We start from the raw sequence: 15,165 nt of genomic DNA, 5'->3' as shown, positions 1-15,165 counted from the left end.
CTCCTACCACGACCCGACCACCCTGGCCGGGTCGTTGGCGTTTGCCCCTTTCAGGCAGGATTCGATGTCAGTAAGAGGGCAAGGGCCGGGTTGGCGCCTAGGCAGCTAGGTGGGAATTGGTGGCCTAGGCTACTACGCACTGGCTTCCGCCTGGTCCATGAAGAAAGCGGATAGGTCAGACACGACAGACAGCTTGGTTGGGGTGAAAGTACGATCTTTTCCCTTTAAAAGCCTCGAACACGCATTCGGGCGGCACGGCAGGGTTCGGGCTGCCCCGATGGGGCCGAGCTCGACAGCGTTATACGCGCCGGAAAGCGTCCAGCAAGGTGAGCAGATGCGGGTCGGTAATGGGCACTTGGGGCAGCAGGTAGCGCTGCTTTCTAGCGTCGAGATGCGTGATAAGCCAGTACATTTCCAGGGGCTCGGAGCGCACGAAGGCCATCTGCCAGTCCGGAAAAAGCGTTGCGGGAGCGCGGCATCGTGCAGGGTGACCACGTGGTGATGGCGCGGATCCCGGCGGATCTTGGCGTAGAGTTCCTGCACGGCCGCCGTGGGGCCTTCGAGCACCTGCACGAAGAAGTTGTTGCCGTAGCAGAGCAGGCCCGTGATCTGGTGTTGCTCGTTATAGGGCCGAGATTCTTCTAACAGATCGGTCAATTGGGAGGAGGACCGGGCCTTTGTCGCCTGGCTGCGGTACAGGATACAGTGCGGCGGGCTTGCCGCTTCGAGTTGCTTGAGGAGTTGGGGGAGTGCCAGTTCTCCCTGCGTATACTGTTCTAGGAGCGCTTGCTCTTGTGGCGACGGGGTCAAGGGCGTGTTTTCCGCTAAGGTCAGCGCCCACGCAATGGCGCGCCGTCGGCGTTGGTGGTCTGGTGGTAAGGCTGGCATCGGCACCGGGATAGAATAACGCTACCGGTGCTATACGCGGCGTAGCCCCATGTAACTAGGGGAGGCGTACTAGTCACGATAACAGCCTCGTTCGTTGTTGGACGCTACGCACCCCTCTTGGGGGCCTGCCACTGGCGTTTTGTAGAGTCGATTTTATCCCCTTTTTTAGACGGGAATAGAGGCGCTATAAATACACTGGTTTACCACTGATGCGTGGAAACGCAACGCCTACAAATCGCTTTCTTTGCTTGCTATGCGTCCCGGTTATCGCCCTCCCTCCGCTCAGTGGTACAACCAGCCGGCCCTCGTGCTGCTGCTGTGCGTGCTCGTGTTGCCGGTAGGTCTCTATGGGCTGTGGAAGTCGACGACTATTCTGCCCCCTATTAAGGCCATCGTCCTGGGCTGTTTAATGTATCTGCTCTATCACCTGGCGACGAGGGCCCCTTGGTAAACTCTTTCCCCTTTCTTGGTATGCACACCGAACTGCGTAACGCTTCTGGCCGGGTGTATCTGACCATCAAATACGACCTCGACAATCAGTGGGTGTACAACAACTGGCTCGGCCCGCAGACCTACGTCGGCATCTTGGCCGGGGCTAACGAGTGTTTACACCCGCTTTGGGAGAATGCCTGCCCCTACCTGCTCAACGACAACCGGTTGGTGGTGGGGCAGTGGAGCCACGTGCTCGAGTGGTTGGTGCGTGACTGGGCGCCGCGCGCTATCGCTCAAGGTCTGACCCATTTTGCCCACGTAGTGAGTGCCGACGCGCTAGCTGCTCACTCGGCCCAGGCCCTGCACCTGCAAATTGGCAAACGCTTCCACATGCGCCTCTTTGACGAGCTAGAACCGGCCCAAGCCTGGCTGCGCGCGGCGCAGTGGCAAGCCCGCTAAACGCGTTCGGTTTCGTTCCTTCCGCTCGCTTCACGACCCGCCGGTGGGTAGGCACCAAGCCTACTACTGACCGCGCGCTGGGGAATCAACAACTCCCGGTTGCTTGGCTCGCCGACGCGGGGCCTGTAAGAGCAATCAGGAGAAGGGGTGGCTTACGAGGAAACCTGCGGCACCGGTTCCGCCAAGGCGAGGAGCGGCGCCTGGGGCCGCGCCCGGGCAACCCAATGCAATACGCAGCAGGCACACTCAGGCCAACCCAGCGGGTTGCCCGGGCGGCGGAAGCTGGGCGCGATACTGCGGGCAATCTGACACGCGGGATGCGAGTGATAGGCATCGACGACGCCGATGCCGCGGTTACGGGAATAGAACGGGTACGCTGGTTCCATGGCTAGCTCAACCTTAAGTAAGATGAAAAGGTTGTCTGGATAGACTTAGTTAAGGTGGAGATTCCCAGCGCACTGGATTTTTTATAAGACAAAGACGGGATTCGAGGACCGGCGTTACTAGGTAATTCGCCTGCGCCGGCCTCGCGCAATCCGGGAGTACAGGCGCTCCAAGTAGCGGCTAGGCCTTCCGGATTGCTAACGTCGCATGCAGCGTTGAACGAACCATCTGCGTGTACGCCACTCGCCTAGTTTAGGTAGCCCGGCCAGTACCTCCTACGTCTGGCTCGTCTAGCGCAAGCCTTACGCAGCCAGCTAAGAGGGTGGAAAGTGCGTCTGCAGCAGGTCCCGCACTTTCGCTTCCGTCAGGGGCTTGGTCAGGGTACCGGCAATGGGCAGCAGCTGGACCCGGGCCAGGTCCTGGGGGTTCCCCGACGTGGTGAGCACCACCACGACAATGGCTTGTCGCTGTAACCAATCGAGTTGCTCGTAGGCTTCGAGGAACTCGAGGCCGTTCATAACCGGCATGTTGAGGTCGAGCAGAATTAGGGCCGGGCAGCTGGGGTGGGCACCTCGCACACCCGGGCCAGGGCTTCGCGGCCTCTCGGCCACGAGCAGCTCCTCGGCCACGCTTAGGCGGGTGAGCAGCAGCTTGTTCAGGTAATTGGTAGTCGCATCGTCATCGGGCTTTTAACACGACTATATAGGGTGCCTTGGACATCTTACAGGGGAAGTCTAGAAAAAGCCGATGTGGTTAGACCAGGGTGCGGCGGCTTATCTATTGCGTTCCCTTAGTAGAGTAGACTGTCGGTTATCTGACTTTTGTCCTATTTGTTTCCGGCAGAGTTAACTGGGTAACGTATAGTGGTTGGCTTGATCCTTGTACGTGAATTCCTGCACTATCTTCGCGCTCTTTACGTGCGCGAGCTCTAGCTAGTCGAGGATTTAACACCCAACCCATTTTGTTTCCTGCTTTGCCTATGCACCATATTCTTTACTTAAGCCAAGTTAGCGCCTCCCTGAGCGAAGACGAACTCCGAAGTCTACTGGAGAAATCCCGGGCCAATAATGAGAGGCGTAACATCACGGGTATCCTGCTGTATTGTGCCCCGCAGTTTATGCAACTCCTAGAGGGTGAAGAAGCCGACGTGACGCTGCTCTACGCGAAACTAGCCCAAGACCCGCGCCATACCGGCCTGATTAAGCTGGCGGATAAGCCGGTTACGCACCGCAGCTTTGCGGAGTGGAGCATGGCCTTTGACACGGTTTCTGAGGAGAAATTCACGTATTTAAGCGGCTACCTGCCCGTCACCCAAGTTGACTTCACGACGGCCTCCTTCAGCGGGAGCGATAGCGCCCTGTTGCAACTGGCCAAAGCGTTTGTCTGCGCCCCCCTGTAGTTCTTACCGGGTTCTGTTAACCCAAGGGCGGCTTTCCCCGCGGCGCAAGCAACGTGCTGCTGGCGCGTGAAGTACCGGCCATGTTTGATTGTGCGCTCTGTACCCACTGCTCAGGTTAACCAGCCGCGTCTCCGTCTCCCTCAGCAAACCCCTCGGAGTGCTGTAAGGGGCGCGTCCAGAGCAGCGCATAGGTTGTGGTGTCGTAGCAAAGCTCACAGTAGAAGTCGCCTACCTGGTAGAGCCCTACTGCGCGGCTTCCTTCCCAACGGCTAGCCAGCAAGGTGCCTTCCGTGAACAGGACGCCGGCTTGCTGCGCGAGAGGCAAGGCGCAAAAAGCTGCACGAGAAGTCGTCATCAGGTGGTCGGAATTCACTAGTAGGGAGCAGCGAGCAAAGAAAGCGTATTTCAACTACTCGGGGCCGGAGTCGACCACCTACCTTACATCTTCCTTAAACGCAGCAAGCGGGTACAACCAAGAAGTTGCGCTCCACCTCGCCTTAGCGGGTTCGTTGTCTGATCTGAGCGTACCCAGCCGTTTCGGCTTGGCATTCTTCTGCACTACGTCAACGCCACAGGGCAAAGTTATCGGCCGTCCTCCCGTTGAGGCGGAGAAAATAGCGCATGGAAAGCAACCGGACTATCTGACCGGGCCTTTGCGAGCGCGTTGGGTATGTCACCGAGTACGGTAGCTAAATAGGTGAATGCCGTTCCCAGAGCCTACTATTCCGCTGGTTTACTTGAGTCCGCCCCGTTCGTATGCGGGCCGGTATGCCCTCGTCGCCCCCAGGATAGGGGAATCGATGGGAGGCCTCTTACGCCAAGTGCGGCAGTTGCCAGGCTACAAATACCTGTGGCTAGGGACACCCGCCTCCGTACCGGAAATTCGCGCCCGGGCTGGGTGATGTACCAGCCCAATCGGAATGGCTTGCAATTGGAGAGTAACGGGTATAAGGATTATCGGGATCCCAAGGGTCCCGATAAGGGATTGGGTAGCGCTGGCCAATCATTCGCTTCGGCTATCATGCTGCTCAGCAAGTTAAGCGGTGGCGTACCCGAAGAAGTAGTGGTGATTTCGGTTTTATAAGGTACTCCGCAGTTGTTTTTCTGTCCTTCGCGCGGGCTACGAAAGGGCTGAGGGCTAGGTCCTTCCACTCCTTGTTCATCTCATTTCAACCCTATGAAAATCTAGCTAATAGCTGCTACATTAGCACCTGTTCAACTCGTCCACGCACAAGTCATGGCCCCGGCCCCGCACCTCCCGGTAGAGGTGGTTGCCCCTGATAATGCCAGCCATGCCGAGCTGCGTGACCTGAGCACCTCGCTCGATACCGGCCTCTATTTGGTGCGGCTGCTTACGGAGGAGGGCCCGCTAATCGGGTGCCGCCTGGTCCGGCTTTGAGGCGCCGGATGAAGTCGGCTCGTACCCGAAATTATACCACTCGCTTAGCTTCCTTTTCCCATGCGCGCCCTCCTTTCGCTGCTCCGAGGCCTCGGTATTCTCCTCTTAGGATTTGTCGCGGTCTTCGCCATCAACCTGCCCCACAACTGGCTCCTCAACACGGTGGCCGCAGGCTCGGCCGTCGACCACGTGCCGGTCGGGCCCCGCGCTGAACTGCTTTCCCTCGGCGTCGTCTTTCTAGCAGGAGTGGTGGCGAGCGGCCTCGTCGGGCTCTTAGCCGGCCCCACCGCCGGGTGCTCTTGCTGCTGTTAATGGGCTTGTTTTTGCTCGTGGATGTGTCGGGCGTGCTAGGTCGCTTTGCCAATACGAGTATCGGGTACCGCATGGGGGTCGTCGCGCTGGTGCCGCTCGAGGTGTGGGTCGGCTATTGGATGGCTGGCAAACTGAAACCGGAACCCGTTCGCTTGGTACGGGGTCGAGCGTAAAGCGTGGGCCGTACAACCTATACGGCTTCAACTCCTACCAGGCTTGTAGTACAGTAATCAAACAACTATCCATGCCTCGACCATATACGTCCGGTTATTGGAGCGTGGCTGTTGCAGAGCTCATCACCCATCAAGCAAACAGCACATGGTCGCTGTTAAGCCCATATAAAAGGGCGTTTAAACAGGCTTTTTAGCTTGTTTTAGCTAGTAGTAGCCTTGTTTGAGGGTGGCGGTGGCGCGTCGAGTTCTGCAACAGGCACGAGCGTTTTCGTGGACAAAAAGCAGCCATGGCTGCTTGGACTGCGCCCACTTTCAGCAGTCCGCATTGGGTGGCTTGCCGCAGGATCTAGCAGGTACTATTTCCCAGACGGCGCCTTTATCTCGGCTTGCTGCGAGCAGCGGCGCCTGCCTGATGCATGGCTTTTCCTTTTGATGAATGGTAGAAATCCGCCACCTCGGCTCCTTAGGGCGTAGCGTCATCTAATGCATATTGGAGAAGGAGCAGGAGCCACCGCCACACAAGCAGGGCACACCAGCCCGTACTCAACAGAATAAGCGTGGCGATTAAGCGGGCCAGATGCTCTTTTAGGAATTCTTTGTTCTCGTGGAAATACCGCATAGGCATACCCTCTTGCAACGATCTAGCGCTCGTCCGGCTTTTGTTGCTTGCCGAACAGGACTTAACAAGATAAAGCCTGGCGAGCGGCATCACTAGCCTGGCGCTTTATCAATTGTTTACCTTATCAGGCCAGAGGCTCGGCCTCATCCTTCTAACGGAGCGCAACAAACATTTTTACCGACCCGGTTGCGCTCAGGATTCTCCGTACCGTCCCTTGTTATGCTCGCCATCCATCTCATCGAAGCCCCCAGCAACTTGGGCCTGCACGAGTCGACTCCCGGGGTAGGCCCGGCCGTAGACCGGCTGCCCGCCTGGCTCCAGCAGTGGGGCTTCTACGACCTGGTAGCCCCGCACCGCATTCACTCCCTGCCGCCCCGCCCTACACGATGGACCTGGACCCGGTCGGCGTGCGCAATGCCGCCGCCATCGCCCACTATTCCCAGCGCCTCGCGGCTTGCATCCGGCAGGTTCTTACCCAGCCCGCCTTTGCCCTGGTCGTGGGCGGGGATTGCAGTATCCTGCTCGGCATCGCGCTGGGCTTGAAAGCCGTGGGCCCCTATGGCCTATTTTTTCTGGATGGGCATACCGACTACGCCACCCCGGAGCGCTCGGCCACGGGGGGCGCCGCGGGCATGGACTTGGCCCTGGTGACCGGCTGCGGCCCGGCCCAGCTCACCAACCTGGACGAACAAGCTCCCTACTTTCACCCCGCCACGCCTGGAGTGTGGGCAACCGGGATGCCGACCCAGCGGACGTAGCCGCTCTACAGGCGGCGGGGGTGCAGTACGTGGACTTGGTGGCTCTGCGCCGGCACGGTCCAGCGGCCTGTGCGGCCGCGTTTCTGGCGGACCAGGCGGGGCAAGCGGTTGAGGGCTTCTGGATTCACTTCGACGTGGACGTGCTGGCCCACGAGCTGATGCCGGCCGTGGATTCACCCCAGCCCGGGGGGCTCACGTACGCCGAACTCGCCGCCCTACTGGTGCCGCTGCTGCAATCCGGGCACGCGGTGGGGCTCGACATCACCATTCTCGACGCGAGCAAGGACCCGACTGGCGAGATTACCCGCCAGTTCGTGGCCGGGTTGGCTCCCATCTTAGCCATAATGACGAGCTAGGAGGGGGGCTGGTTTGGAGGAGAGATACGGCGAGCCATTATTTTAACTGGCCGCTGGATCGTTAACTGGAAGGGGAGGGGTATAAACAAGAGCCACGCATACGACCACCTGCCTACCAGGGGCAAGTAGGTCAGCTTGTCCACAACACTCGATCAAGCGCAGAGGAGGAGGCAACCCCACTAGGTGCCCTGCTGCTGCTATGACCTCGCTGGTCGGTACAGCTAAACAACTCAGCTTATGCTGCTCCTCTCTACCGTGGGCAATCACTAGCGGTAACTGAAACAGGAATACGTGGCAACTTATTGGAATGCAGTGCTCTTTGCAATATAATATTATAAATGGAGTTAAGTTATATAACAAAGGTACAATACTACTGTAATCCCCTGTTTACTAGGTACTAATACGTATTTATTGCGCCGGGCAATCTAGTTGTACTATATAAGCGTAGTTTTATTTTTTACCAAATAAATACAACGCGCTATGACCAAACTTCTGTCCCCAATTCCCCCGCTCGTGCTAGCGAGCGCCCCGTTGAACGGCGCACGTTTTTGCGCTACTCCAGCCTCGGGCTGGCTGCCACCGGCCTGGCCTTAACGGGCTGTAACGATGTGCTGGAAGAGATCTTCCAAAATCAAGGCAACACGCCGGCCACCCAAGTGAACGTGGGCCGCGGCGACTTCGGCATTCTCAACTACGCTTATGCCCTCGAACAGCTCGAAGCCGCCTTTTACGCCAGTGTGCTACTCGGCTCGTACTACGCCAGCGCCTCCGCGGCGGAGCGACAAATTCTGCAGGATATCGAGGGACACGAACGGTTGCACCGCGATTTTCTCAAACAAGCGATTCAGGCCTTAGGCGGCACGCCCATTCGCTTGCTGCTGCCCAACTTCACGGCCATCAACTTCGCCAACCGCGACAGCGTGCTGGGGGCGGCCAAAGCCTTCGAGGATCTGGGCGTCGCGGCCTATAACGGGGCGGGCAAACTCATTGCCAACGCCGACTATCTAACCTTGGCCGGCAAGATTGTGTCGGTGGAAGCGCGGCACGCCGCCCTGATCCGGGACTTGCTGCAGATCGGCACGTTTGTAGGGCCAGATGTGGTGGACCTGCGCACCGGACTCGAGCTCTCGCAGACGCCCGCGCAAGTGGTGCTCACGGCCAATCAGTTTCTGCTGCCGGGTTCGAAGCTGAACGTGGCCAACTTGCCGACGTCCTAAGCCGCCCCCTCTTCTTACTTCTGTCACGACTTGTCCCTAACCCCATGAATATTCTTACCATCCTTGCCGAAATCGAGAAAGTGGACCCGGAAGTATCCGAGCGGCTCGACCAACGGCGCACTTTCTTCAAACACTTCGCCGGCTTCGGCAAAAAGCTGGCGGCCACGACCCTGCCGCTGGCCATGGGCGCCATGTTTGAAAAAGCCTACGCCCAGTCCCCGGGCCTGAGCCAACAAATCAAAGACGTGCTCAATTTTGCCTTGCGGCTCGAGTACCTGGAAGCGGTCTTCTACAACGAAGGCTTGCATAAGCCCGGCCTGCTCACGGGCCAGGACAACAGGGATATCCACACCATTGCCGTCGACGAGTATAACCACGTGAAGTTCTTGAGCACGGTGCTCGGCCCCGACGCCATCCCCCCCATGGCCATCGGCGACTTCGACTACACCGGCTCCAAAGGCGGCACGCGGGCGGCCTTGTTGCCGGACGTGTTTACCAATCGGGACACGTTTCTGGCCCTGGCCCAAAGCTTCGAAGATACGGGCGTGCGGGCCTACAAAGGCGGGGCGCCGCTGCTGATGAGCAACAATGATATCCTGGAAGCCGCCCTCAACATTCACTCGGTGGAGGCCCGCCACGCCTCGCACCTGCGCACGATGCGCCGCGGGGGCGCCCAGGTGGTGGCCGGCTCGCCGCAAACGGCTCCCAAGAGCTGGGTTAGCGGCAATGACGGGGGCGGGCCTGCCCGAGTGTGACAGCCGCCATCTACGGGGCGGGCACTCCGGCTAGCGCCTTCCCGGCCGAGGAGAACACCGTACAAGCCGGTATCACACTTTCGAGTGCGAACCCCACGGCCTCGGAGGCCTTTGACGAGCCCCTGGACATGGCCACCGTGCTGGCAATTGCCAGTAACTTTTCGGCCCGCTAAAACGCGATCTATCCCTACGCCGGGCATCACCCAAAGGGCAACCAGTCGGTTGCCCTTTGTGGGTTAGAGCTAGTTACTCCCCGCCCGCGCTCGCTGCCACCCATCCGGCGCTCGGGCAGGGGATCGACCGCTTACGCACCCCGTCGCCCCGGCTGACGAACTCACCCCGATGGCGTCCAACGCGGCCTGCGCCCAGGCCGCGTTGGACGCCCGTGCTCCACCGCAGGAGATATTGGGCTGGCTGGCCTAGCGCACGGGCGTCTTTGCAGCCAGCCACTCGGTTGTCCGCTCAGTTTGGGCATTCTTTATGGCTGCTGCCAAAACCGGAGTGCTTACTCTCCTGCGTCTGCCGACCCTCACCCCCAATCACGTCAACCGAAACAGCCTATGTACGGTGGACAAAACGGAGCTGGTCTAGCTCAGCTGGCCCCAATAGGGACGTGGGTTTAAGTTGGCTTCCGGAGTGGTTGGGGGGCGAGGTAGCCGAGGGCCGAGGGGCGGCGTGGCTTAGTAATCGGTGACAGGGTGACTGAGTTCGAACTAGGCTTCGGTTAGTCCAACAAAGCGGAAGTGGTCGACTTCAGTGTGCCCTAGTTAGGTACCGAGTAGAAGAGCTTGTTTCTTAACCGATCAGGCTTGATCAGCGGCCCCTTATCGGTGCTGGTAACACCAAGGCAGCGTGGCGCGGCCGTCCCGGCCCAACTGGTAGTCGGCGGGCGACTCATTAGACGGCCGACTTTTTGGCGCGTCCATTACCCTCGATAAGGGGCCCTTATCACCACTATACAGTGTTGCTTTGGACGCTACTGACGCCCTTAAGTCCAGCTGTCAAGGCAGAGTTTAGTAGAATAATTATATTTTTCTCCTTGCGAGGTATCATCTGGATGGAATCCGGTCAAATGAGCGGAAATCGCCTTTTTGAGTTGCCCTATCAGCTCCACTGTAAGCTGTTTTACTAGGAATAATATAATAAAGCCTCTGTTTAATTTATAAGTACCACGTATTCTGTATCCTGTCCTACTAAGCAAAGAGCGGAATAGCCCTTCAAGGCCTAGTTTTTCGCCGCGTACCGCAACTCGCTTTTCCTCGGGACGCATCCGGATAAAATCAAGGGGGCATCCGGATGAAAAGGCGAAGCCATCCGGATGAAAAAAGGGCGCCATCCGGATGCCGATCCGGTTACGCATCCGGATGTCTATCCGGATGTCTATCCGGATAGATAGGCGGCCTACATCAGTTTCAAACCCAAAAAGGGCCGTGCGAATCGGGGTTTCCACCGCCCTCGCCCCCTTTTCGACGAATGCTAAAAGGTGGCTGGACGGAAAAGGATCTGAAATGCGACCGTTTTCTGGCTGGCACTTTGCTCCCCTCATTGCTTTTGCTGGACCCTACTGCTACCTTATGGTTCAACGAAACGCATGCCCCGCTCTTCTGATGCAGTTTGCTTCTTTATTCCGTCCCTACCAAGAAGCGTTGCACTTTAATGGCCTCATGCTCGTGCTCTTGGGCGCGTTGTACAGTAGCGGCTTGCTCTTAGGTAGCTTGAGCCTGCTCCTAGTATTCCTTCTCGTAGCCCTGCTTTGGGGCGTGGCACAACTCCTGCTTGGGGTGCACGCGCTCGTAACGGGTCAGGTACGGTTGGCCTTACTGTACGGAGCCTTAACCTTGGCCATTGCCAAGCTGGATTGGTGGCTTCTAGAGGAGTTTCAATAATACTGAGTTTGCCGTTCCAGTTAGCTCGCTATTACGAACACTTTTGGCACCCCCATCAATGCCCCGAAAACGCGGTTTTTCGGGGGCATTTTTCAATAGGTAATCCGAACACCTTCTTTTACCTTGTTCTGCTCAATATTGGGTACTAATGGCAATGACTGTTTATCCATTGCGATACCACTTGTGATACACTGCCTTAAGAATTTCGCTTGTTGACGCAGTTACCCGCGCTTCTTTTTCTCCTCTTGGTTGATGGATTCTTCCCGGGTAAAATGGCTGATTGTGTTGCTGTACCTAGCGGCCTTAATAACGAGCTTTGGGGTACTGAATACGATGGTGAGTTTGAAGTATGAAACCGACCACGTATCGGACTGTATTTCCCTAGTGAGTGGGCGTGATTTATGTGCGGCTATCCAACGATATAAGACCCTATCTCTTCTAGCATTCGTCAGCGCGACTAGTTTATGGCTGCTTCGGCTGTGGCGTCTTCTGCCTCAGCAAAGAAGGTAACCTAACCAGGACGTATCAGCCTATTGTTTGTCTCGGTTTTCTTGTACTCGATTATAGCCGGGATTGCTAGGCGCGTACTCAATCAAAATGCTATCCCCTACCTGTAAGTTAGGGTCGCGTGCGTTTCCTTCATACGACTGTCCCCGTAACGTGAACTGGTAGGAGAAAGCAAACTGCTGACTGACTGGACTATTCCCAAAAAAGTTCTTTTTATTGATGACGACGGCTGTTGTAGTTAAGGTGCCTTGGGCCAGGGCTTGTCTTTCTTGCTGCCCGCGCACACAGGTTTGCAGAAAGTAGACTGGAACGAATACTATCCAGAATAACCCAAACCAGAACGGAAGCCCCAAGAGGAGTTGCTCGTTTTTTTCTTTTTACCCAAAATGGCACTCTCTTGATTTGTAAATCGGTAATTGCTACCGGCGTCACGTAATAGAACGGGCCATAGAGTTGGGCCACTTGATACAGCCACTTCTTTCGTAACAACTCCTCTATACCCTGTTCGATACGGGCCGGTGAGAGGCCCAGTTCCGGATAGTTCCAGTCTATGAACGACTGCACTCGCCAGACATCAAATCCGCGCCAGTTGCCCTGCGAATCAAAATCGACATCTAGTTTGACATCTTTGCCTTCAAAATAGCAGCCTATGCCATGGAAGGCATAGCAGATCCCCTTTATGGTCCCCTTCCTGCCCATGCGCGCATTACGCTCCATGCGGCCCAGACGGGTAAAATCTAGCTGGAACGCCTCGCGTAAGGCACTGCAGAGTTGATTAGCCTGTTGCACCCATTGCTCAATACAGCAAAAGAGTTGCTGCTCGACCTCGGTTAAGGATTCTCGTTCATAGTCAGACAAGGGCAATGCTCCGAAAGGGAGATCGCGTTCGGGCTCTATTTCTTTCGCCTCAAGAGCAAATTGCCCGATGGCTTCCTGACTGGCCGTTCCAATGGGGAGGCACTCTCTTAGGCCTGCTTGCTCCCCGGCTTCTACCGAAACGGAGAGGATAGCCCGCTTCGTTTGTCCTAGCCGTACGGGACCCTCAGGCATCGCGTGTAGGCGAGCGCCAAAGGTATAAGGAAGGGTTTCAGACCAAAAGCAAAGAAACTGGCCTTCCTCTAACTGGTCTTGCGTCACCCAGCGAGCGGGAGGAGCACTTGAAAGGGAGAGGGTACCGTGAAGCAACATAGATTGTAAATATCGAAGAAAGTCACAACTTATAGCTACTAACCCATTACTAGAAAAAGTTGATTTACATAATAGTTGTTATACCCTCGTCCTCGGAATAGTGGTAGTTTTTATCCCTACTGCCCTTACTCTTGAATTGTGGTACTTTGGTAGGAAAACACCTCAATGTGAGCTACTGCAAAAGGAGATTTATTGCAGACATAAGCCCGATAGATTTTTAGCATAGTATAGGTCTGTGATAGAGTCGCCTTCCATCTTGACGATAAGCCCCTTGCCATCCCAGTCAATTCCACCTGAACCCAAGTGCCCCGCTGTGGCCATAGGAATGGGGTATTGGGCGAGTTCTATCCTGTGTAGCATCTGTGAAGTAAAGGGAGCGAAGCTGTAGCTTGTACCGCCCGCCAGGCTGCAGCTTTTTACAATTGGCTGCAGGAGTTTTGTCCGATACGATTTTATACCGGGAATCTTAACAGAAGAAAAGTCGAATTTTACATAGTTATATTTATAATAGTTACCCCAGGGTGCGATTTTGCCGCTAAATACTTTGGTAGCTTGGCCGTCGTCGCCAATTTTGTATAACGAGGAATTTACAAGTGGTTTGGCTTTTTTGTCGAGTTCAATGACCGCCACTTTTGGTTGTGAAGGCAAGTAGCCCACTTGCGAGAAACCAATATTTGGTTCTCATATCCAACCATTGATAGCATTTGGTTCAACTGTCCAGGTCAAAACCTTGCCTGTTTTTCCTGCTGGAAGTAAACTGCGGACTACAAACCAGCCATTTTGGGCCAGCATGCGGCCGTCGAAAAGCATAAGGTCGGCATCCTGCGAGGTGATTTTTACTAAGCGTGAGGGGTCATCAGGTGCAACGAGAAAGGTACGGCCGGTTTCGAGAGGAAGCGGATCAATATACTTGCCGGTTCCTCTGTCGTCGGCAGTCTTATACCCCTTGTATTGCTTTGGTTTTCCACTGTTAGGCCTCGTAGTAGTATTGCCTACTACATAGCGCGGAAACCGGTTATATCGGCCATCCACCAAATAAGCTTTTTGCCAATATTGCGAGGGTAGAAACTCAAGATTAAATCCGGCACTCCCTTCAAGTTCCTTGGGAACAGGTTTATCAAGGTAAACGGCTATCTCAACACCTTTACCCTTTGCCGTAACTACCACCCGCGAATCAAAATTGTAATCTTTATACCTTAAGGTAGCCTCGATGGTCTTCGCCGCACGGTTTACCTTCCGGTTTGAAATATCGAGAACAAGATCCCACTGCTCTGGCGTGTTGGAAAGTCGCACAGCGCCACCTTGCGCTGTTCTCACGCCATGGTGAATCAATTCTATCCCGGCATTCTTCTCATCGTTAAAGCCTCCGGTAAAAAGGTTGTTGTACACAAGAACATTGACGCCTTGAGTTTCGAAATACTCAAGATCGTTGAGTTTTAAATCCTGGCCCGAAGCATAATTGAATACCGCAAGTAGTAGTACTGCAAATGATAAAAGTGTTCTTTTCATGTTGAAGAAACAGTCCTTTGTTGGTTCGGTTGGTGCGTGTGAGAATAACTAAAATGACTTTGAATACTGTTGTAAAAAAAATATTATTAAACTATTTGGTATATAAACAACATGCTTATATGAATTTATGATTTTAATAGTAATTGATATTTATCATCCTAGCGTTTATTTAAGCAAGTGCATAGTTGGTGTGTTGTTGCTGTTGTAAGCGCTTGTGAGATAGAGGTGTGATTTTTTACCGCTAACGTTAAAGTGTTTATGAAGTTGTGGCATTTGAAAAACGTCAGTTTCAATTAACCATAAAGACAAACTAGTGATCTAAAGTTGAATGCTTAACCTCCTGCCACAATCTCATAAACACTCTTGTTGTGCGCAGATCTACCTAAGAAAGTTGCCAGCTGTAACATTAATATGTTGATTTAGAGTATCTAAGCTCAATAATATATCATCTAGTTTACTTTGTTCATTATGCCTTATCAATAGTACCTGGTCCCTAGATAAAAATATATCATTGCACCTTACTGCTATATTGTCACTTTTTTCTTTGTAGTTTGTAACAAGTTTCAAAAATCTTTCGGTCTTTGATACGAACTCTTTACAACTTGACGCGCCTTTTAATACTTCTAAATTCTTCATTATCTTAGGCAAGATCAATCTATTCTGACTATAAAAAAACATTGCTCTTTTAATTTCAACTGAGTCTATCCGTCGTTTGTTATCGTAATTCAATTGATATAGCTGATGATACCAGTCGTTAGTGAGCTCACTTGTATTATTAACATATTGCTCAATTTTTTCCTGCTTGTCTTTCCGGTTTTCAATAACAGTGGTTATAATCACTCCTAAGAAAAAAGTAATTACAGGTACAAATACATTTAAGAATTCCGAAAATGTAAGTTTGAGTTTCATGACTGTAAATTTGTG

21 protein-coding genes and 1 pseudogene are annotated in these 15,165 nt (G+C 54.4%); 14 read left to right on the top strand and 8 right to left on the bottom strand.

The features are described from left to right. Positions 1 to 298: 298 nt before the first annotated feature. A complete protein-coding gene (locus tag MUN86_RS28255; protein WP_245127348.1) occupies positions 299 to 442 on the bottom strand; it encodes a hypothetical protein in 144 nt (47 codons plus the stop codon). Between the two features lie 68 nt (positions 443 to 510). Further along, a pseudogene (locus MUN86_RS32565) lies at positions 511 to 888 on the bottom strand (BLUF domain-containing protein); the annotation flags it as partial. A 253-nt stretch (positions 889 to 1,141) separates the two neighbouring features. Between MUN86_RS32565 and MUN86_RS28245 the strand changes: the two are divergent. Genes MUN86_RS28245 through MUN86_RS28235 form a run of 3 tightly spaced genes read left to right on the top strand, consistent with a single transcriptional unit; the run spans position 1,142 to position 2,171 of the window. Then, positions 1,142 to 1,339, top strand: a complete 198-nt coding sequence (locus MUN86_RS28245; protein WP_245127345.1) for a hypothetical protein — start codon at positions 1,142 to 1,144, stop codon at positions 1,337 to 1,339. A gap of 20 nt (positions 1,340 to 1,359) precedes the next feature. Next, the gene (locus MUN86_RS28240; RefSeq protein ID WP_245127344.1) at positions 1,360 to 1,779 is read left to right on the top strand and encodes an STAS/SEC14 domain-containing protein; all 420 of its coding nucleotides are present in this window, start codon (positions 1,360 to 1,362) and stop codon (positions 1,777 to 1,779) included. Next, complete coding sequence (locus MUN86_RS28235) at positions 1,764 to 2,171, top strand: hypothetical protein (protein ID WP_245127342.1); 408 nt, start codon at positions 1,764 to 1,766, stop codon at positions 2,169 to 2,171. The genes MUN86_RS28240 and MUN86_RS28235 overlap by 16 nt, the downstream gene beginning before the upstream one ends. 306 nt (positions 2,172 to 2,477) lie before the next feature. Here MUN86_RS28235 and MUN86_RS28230 read toward each other — a convergent pair whose 3' ends face one another. After that, complete coding sequence (locus MUN86_RS28230; protein ID WP_245127339.1) at positions 2,478 to 2,774, bottom strand: response regulator; 297 nt, start codon at positions 2,772 to 2,774, stop codon at positions 2,478 to 2,480. 368 nt (positions 2,775 to 3,142) lie between these two features. Between MUN86_RS28230 and MUN86_RS28225 the strand changes: the two genes are divergently transcribed. Further along, positions 3,143 to 3,562 carry a BLUF domain-containing protein gene (locus tag MUN86_RS28225; protein ID WP_245127338.1) on the top strand — a complete coding sequence of 140 codons (420 nt, stop codon included), beginning with the start codon at positions 3,143 to 3,145 and terminating at the stop codon, positions 3,560 to 3,562. A gap of 115 nt (positions 3,563 to 3,677) precedes the next feature. On the opposite strand, the gene MUN86_RS28220 is transcribed toward MUN86_RS28225, so the two are convergent. Continuing rightward, the gene (locus MUN86_RS28220) at positions 3,678 to 3,917 is read right to left on the bottom strand and encodes a hypothetical protein (RefSeq protein ID WP_245127335.1); all 240 of its coding nucleotides are present in this window, start codon (positions 3,915 to 3,917) and stop codon (positions 3,678 to 3,680) included. Between the two features lie 346 nt (positions 3,918 to 4,263). Between MUN86_RS28220 and MUN86_RS28215 the strand changes: the two genes are divergently transcribed. The 10 genes from MUN86_RS28215 to MUN86_RS28175 all read left to right on the top strand — a co-directional run bounded on the left by MUN86_RS28215 (position 4,264) and on the right by MUN86_RS28175 (position 11,037). After that, positions 4,264 to 4,464 carry a hypothetical protein gene (locus MUN86_RS28215; RefSeq protein WP_245127333.1) on the top strand — a complete coding sequence of 67 codons (201 nt, stop codon included), beginning with the start codon at positions 4,264 to 4,266 and terminating at the stop codon, positions 4,462 to 4,464. Next, positions 4,464 to 4,646, top strand: coding sequence for a hypothetical protein (locus tag MUN86_RS28210; protein ID WP_245127329.1), 183 nt, complete (start codon positions 4,464 to 4,466; stop codon positions 4,644 to 4,646). The genes MUN86_RS28215 and MUN86_RS28210 overlap by 1 nt, the downstream gene beginning before the upstream one ends. Before the next feature lie 153 nt (positions 4,647 to 4,799). Then, on the top strand, positions 4,800 to 4,961 hold the full coding sequence (locus MUN86_RS28205) for a hypothetical protein (RefSeq protein ID WP_245127327.1): 162 nt from the start codon (positions 4,800 to 4,802) through the stop codon (positions 4,959 to 4,961). A gap of 293 nt (positions 4,962 to 5,254) precedes the next feature. Next, the gene (locus MUN86_RS28200) at positions 5,255 to 5,446 is read left to right on the top strand and encodes a hypothetical protein (protein WP_245127325.1); all 192 of its coding nucleotides are present in this window, start codon (positions 5,255 to 5,257) and stop codon (positions 5,444 to 5,446) included. A 1,005-nt stretch (positions 5,447 to 6,451) separates the two neighbouring features. Further along, a complete protein-coding gene (locus MUN86_RS31520; protein ID WP_280640692.1) occupies positions 6,452 to 6,823 on the top strand; it encodes an arginase family protein in 372 nt (123 codons plus the stop codon). After that, on the top strand, positions 6,790 to 7,179 hold the full coding sequence (locus MUN86_RS31515; protein ID WP_280640691.1) for an arginase family protein: 390 nt from the start codon (positions 6,790 to 6,792) through the stop codon (positions 7,177 to 7,179). The genes MUN86_RS31520 and MUN86_RS31515 overlap by 34 nt, the downstream gene beginning before the upstream one ends. Before the next feature lie 548 nt (positions 7,180 to 7,727). After that, positions 7,728 to 8,396, top strand: a complete 669-nt coding sequence (locus MUN86_RS28190) for a ferritin-like domain-containing protein (RefSeq protein ID WP_245127322.1) — start codon at positions 7,728 to 7,730, stop codon at positions 8,394 to 8,396. A 44-nt stretch (positions 8,397 to 8,440) separates the two neighbouring features. Next, the gene (locus MUN86_RS28185) at positions 8,441 to 9,151 is read left to right on the top strand and encodes a ferritin-like domain-containing protein (RefSeq protein WP_245127320.1); all 711 of its coding nucleotides are present in this window, start codon (positions 8,441 to 8,443) and stop codon (positions 9,149 to 9,151) included. Then, positions 9,148 to 9,324 carry a hypothetical protein gene (locus MUN86_RS28180; RefSeq protein ID WP_245127317.1) on the top strand — a complete coding sequence of 59 codons (177 nt, stop codon included), beginning with the start codon at positions 9,148 to 9,150 and terminating at the stop codon, positions 9,322 to 9,324. Before MUN86_RS28185 ends, MUN86_RS28180 begins: the two co-directional genes overlap by 4 nt. 1,434 nt (positions 9,325 to 10,758) lie before the next feature. Further along, a complete protein-coding gene (locus tag MUN86_RS28175) occupies positions 10,759 to 11,037 on the top strand; it encodes a hypothetical protein (RefSeq protein WP_245127314.1) in 279 nt (92 codons plus the stop codon). A 720-nt stretch (positions 11,038 to 11,757) separates the two neighbouring features. Here MUN86_RS28175 and MUN86_RS28170 read toward each other — a convergent pair. The 4 genes from MUN86_RS28170 to MUN86_RS28155 form a co-directional block, all read right to left on the bottom strand. Continuing rightward, positions 11,758 to 12,732 carry a DUF6896 domain-containing protein gene (locus tag MUN86_RS28170; RefSeq protein ID WP_245127311.1) on the bottom strand — a complete coding sequence of 325 codons (975 nt, stop codon included), beginning with the start codon at positions 12,730 to 12,732 and terminating at the stop codon, positions 11,758 to 11,760. Between the two features lie 189 nt (positions 12,733 to 12,921). Then, complete coding sequence (locus MUN86_RS28165; RefSeq protein ID WP_280640699.1) at positions 12,922 to 13,404, bottom strand: cellulase N-terminal Ig-like domain-containing protein; 483 nt, start codon at positions 13,402 to 13,404, stop codon at positions 12,922 to 12,924. Between the two features lie 9 nt (positions 13,405 to 13,413). Continuing rightward, positions 13,414 to 14,241: a hypothetical protein gene (locus MUN86_RS28160; RefSeq protein WP_245127308.1), complete on the bottom strand. Its 828-nt coding sequence runs from the start codon at positions 14,239 to 14,241 to the stop codon at positions 13,414 to 13,416. 378 nt (positions 14,242 to 14,619) lie between these two features. Further along, positions 14,620 to 15,150 (bottom strand): hypothetical protein, encoded by a 531-nt coding sequence (locus MUN86_RS28155; protein WP_245127306.1) that lies wholly within the window; start codon positions 15,148 to 15,150, stop codon positions 14,620 to 14,622. Positions 15,151 to 15,165: the final 15 nt, after the last annotated feature.

This window comes from Hymenobacter volaticus, assembly GCF_022921055.1.
GTDB classification, from domain to species: Bacteria; Bacteroidota; Bacteroidia; order Cytophagales; family Hymenobacteraceae; genus Hymenobacter; species Hymenobacter volaticus.
The sequence above is the reverse complement of the archived record's forward strand: the minus strand, read 5'-3'. Positions and strand labels throughout refer to the sequence as shown.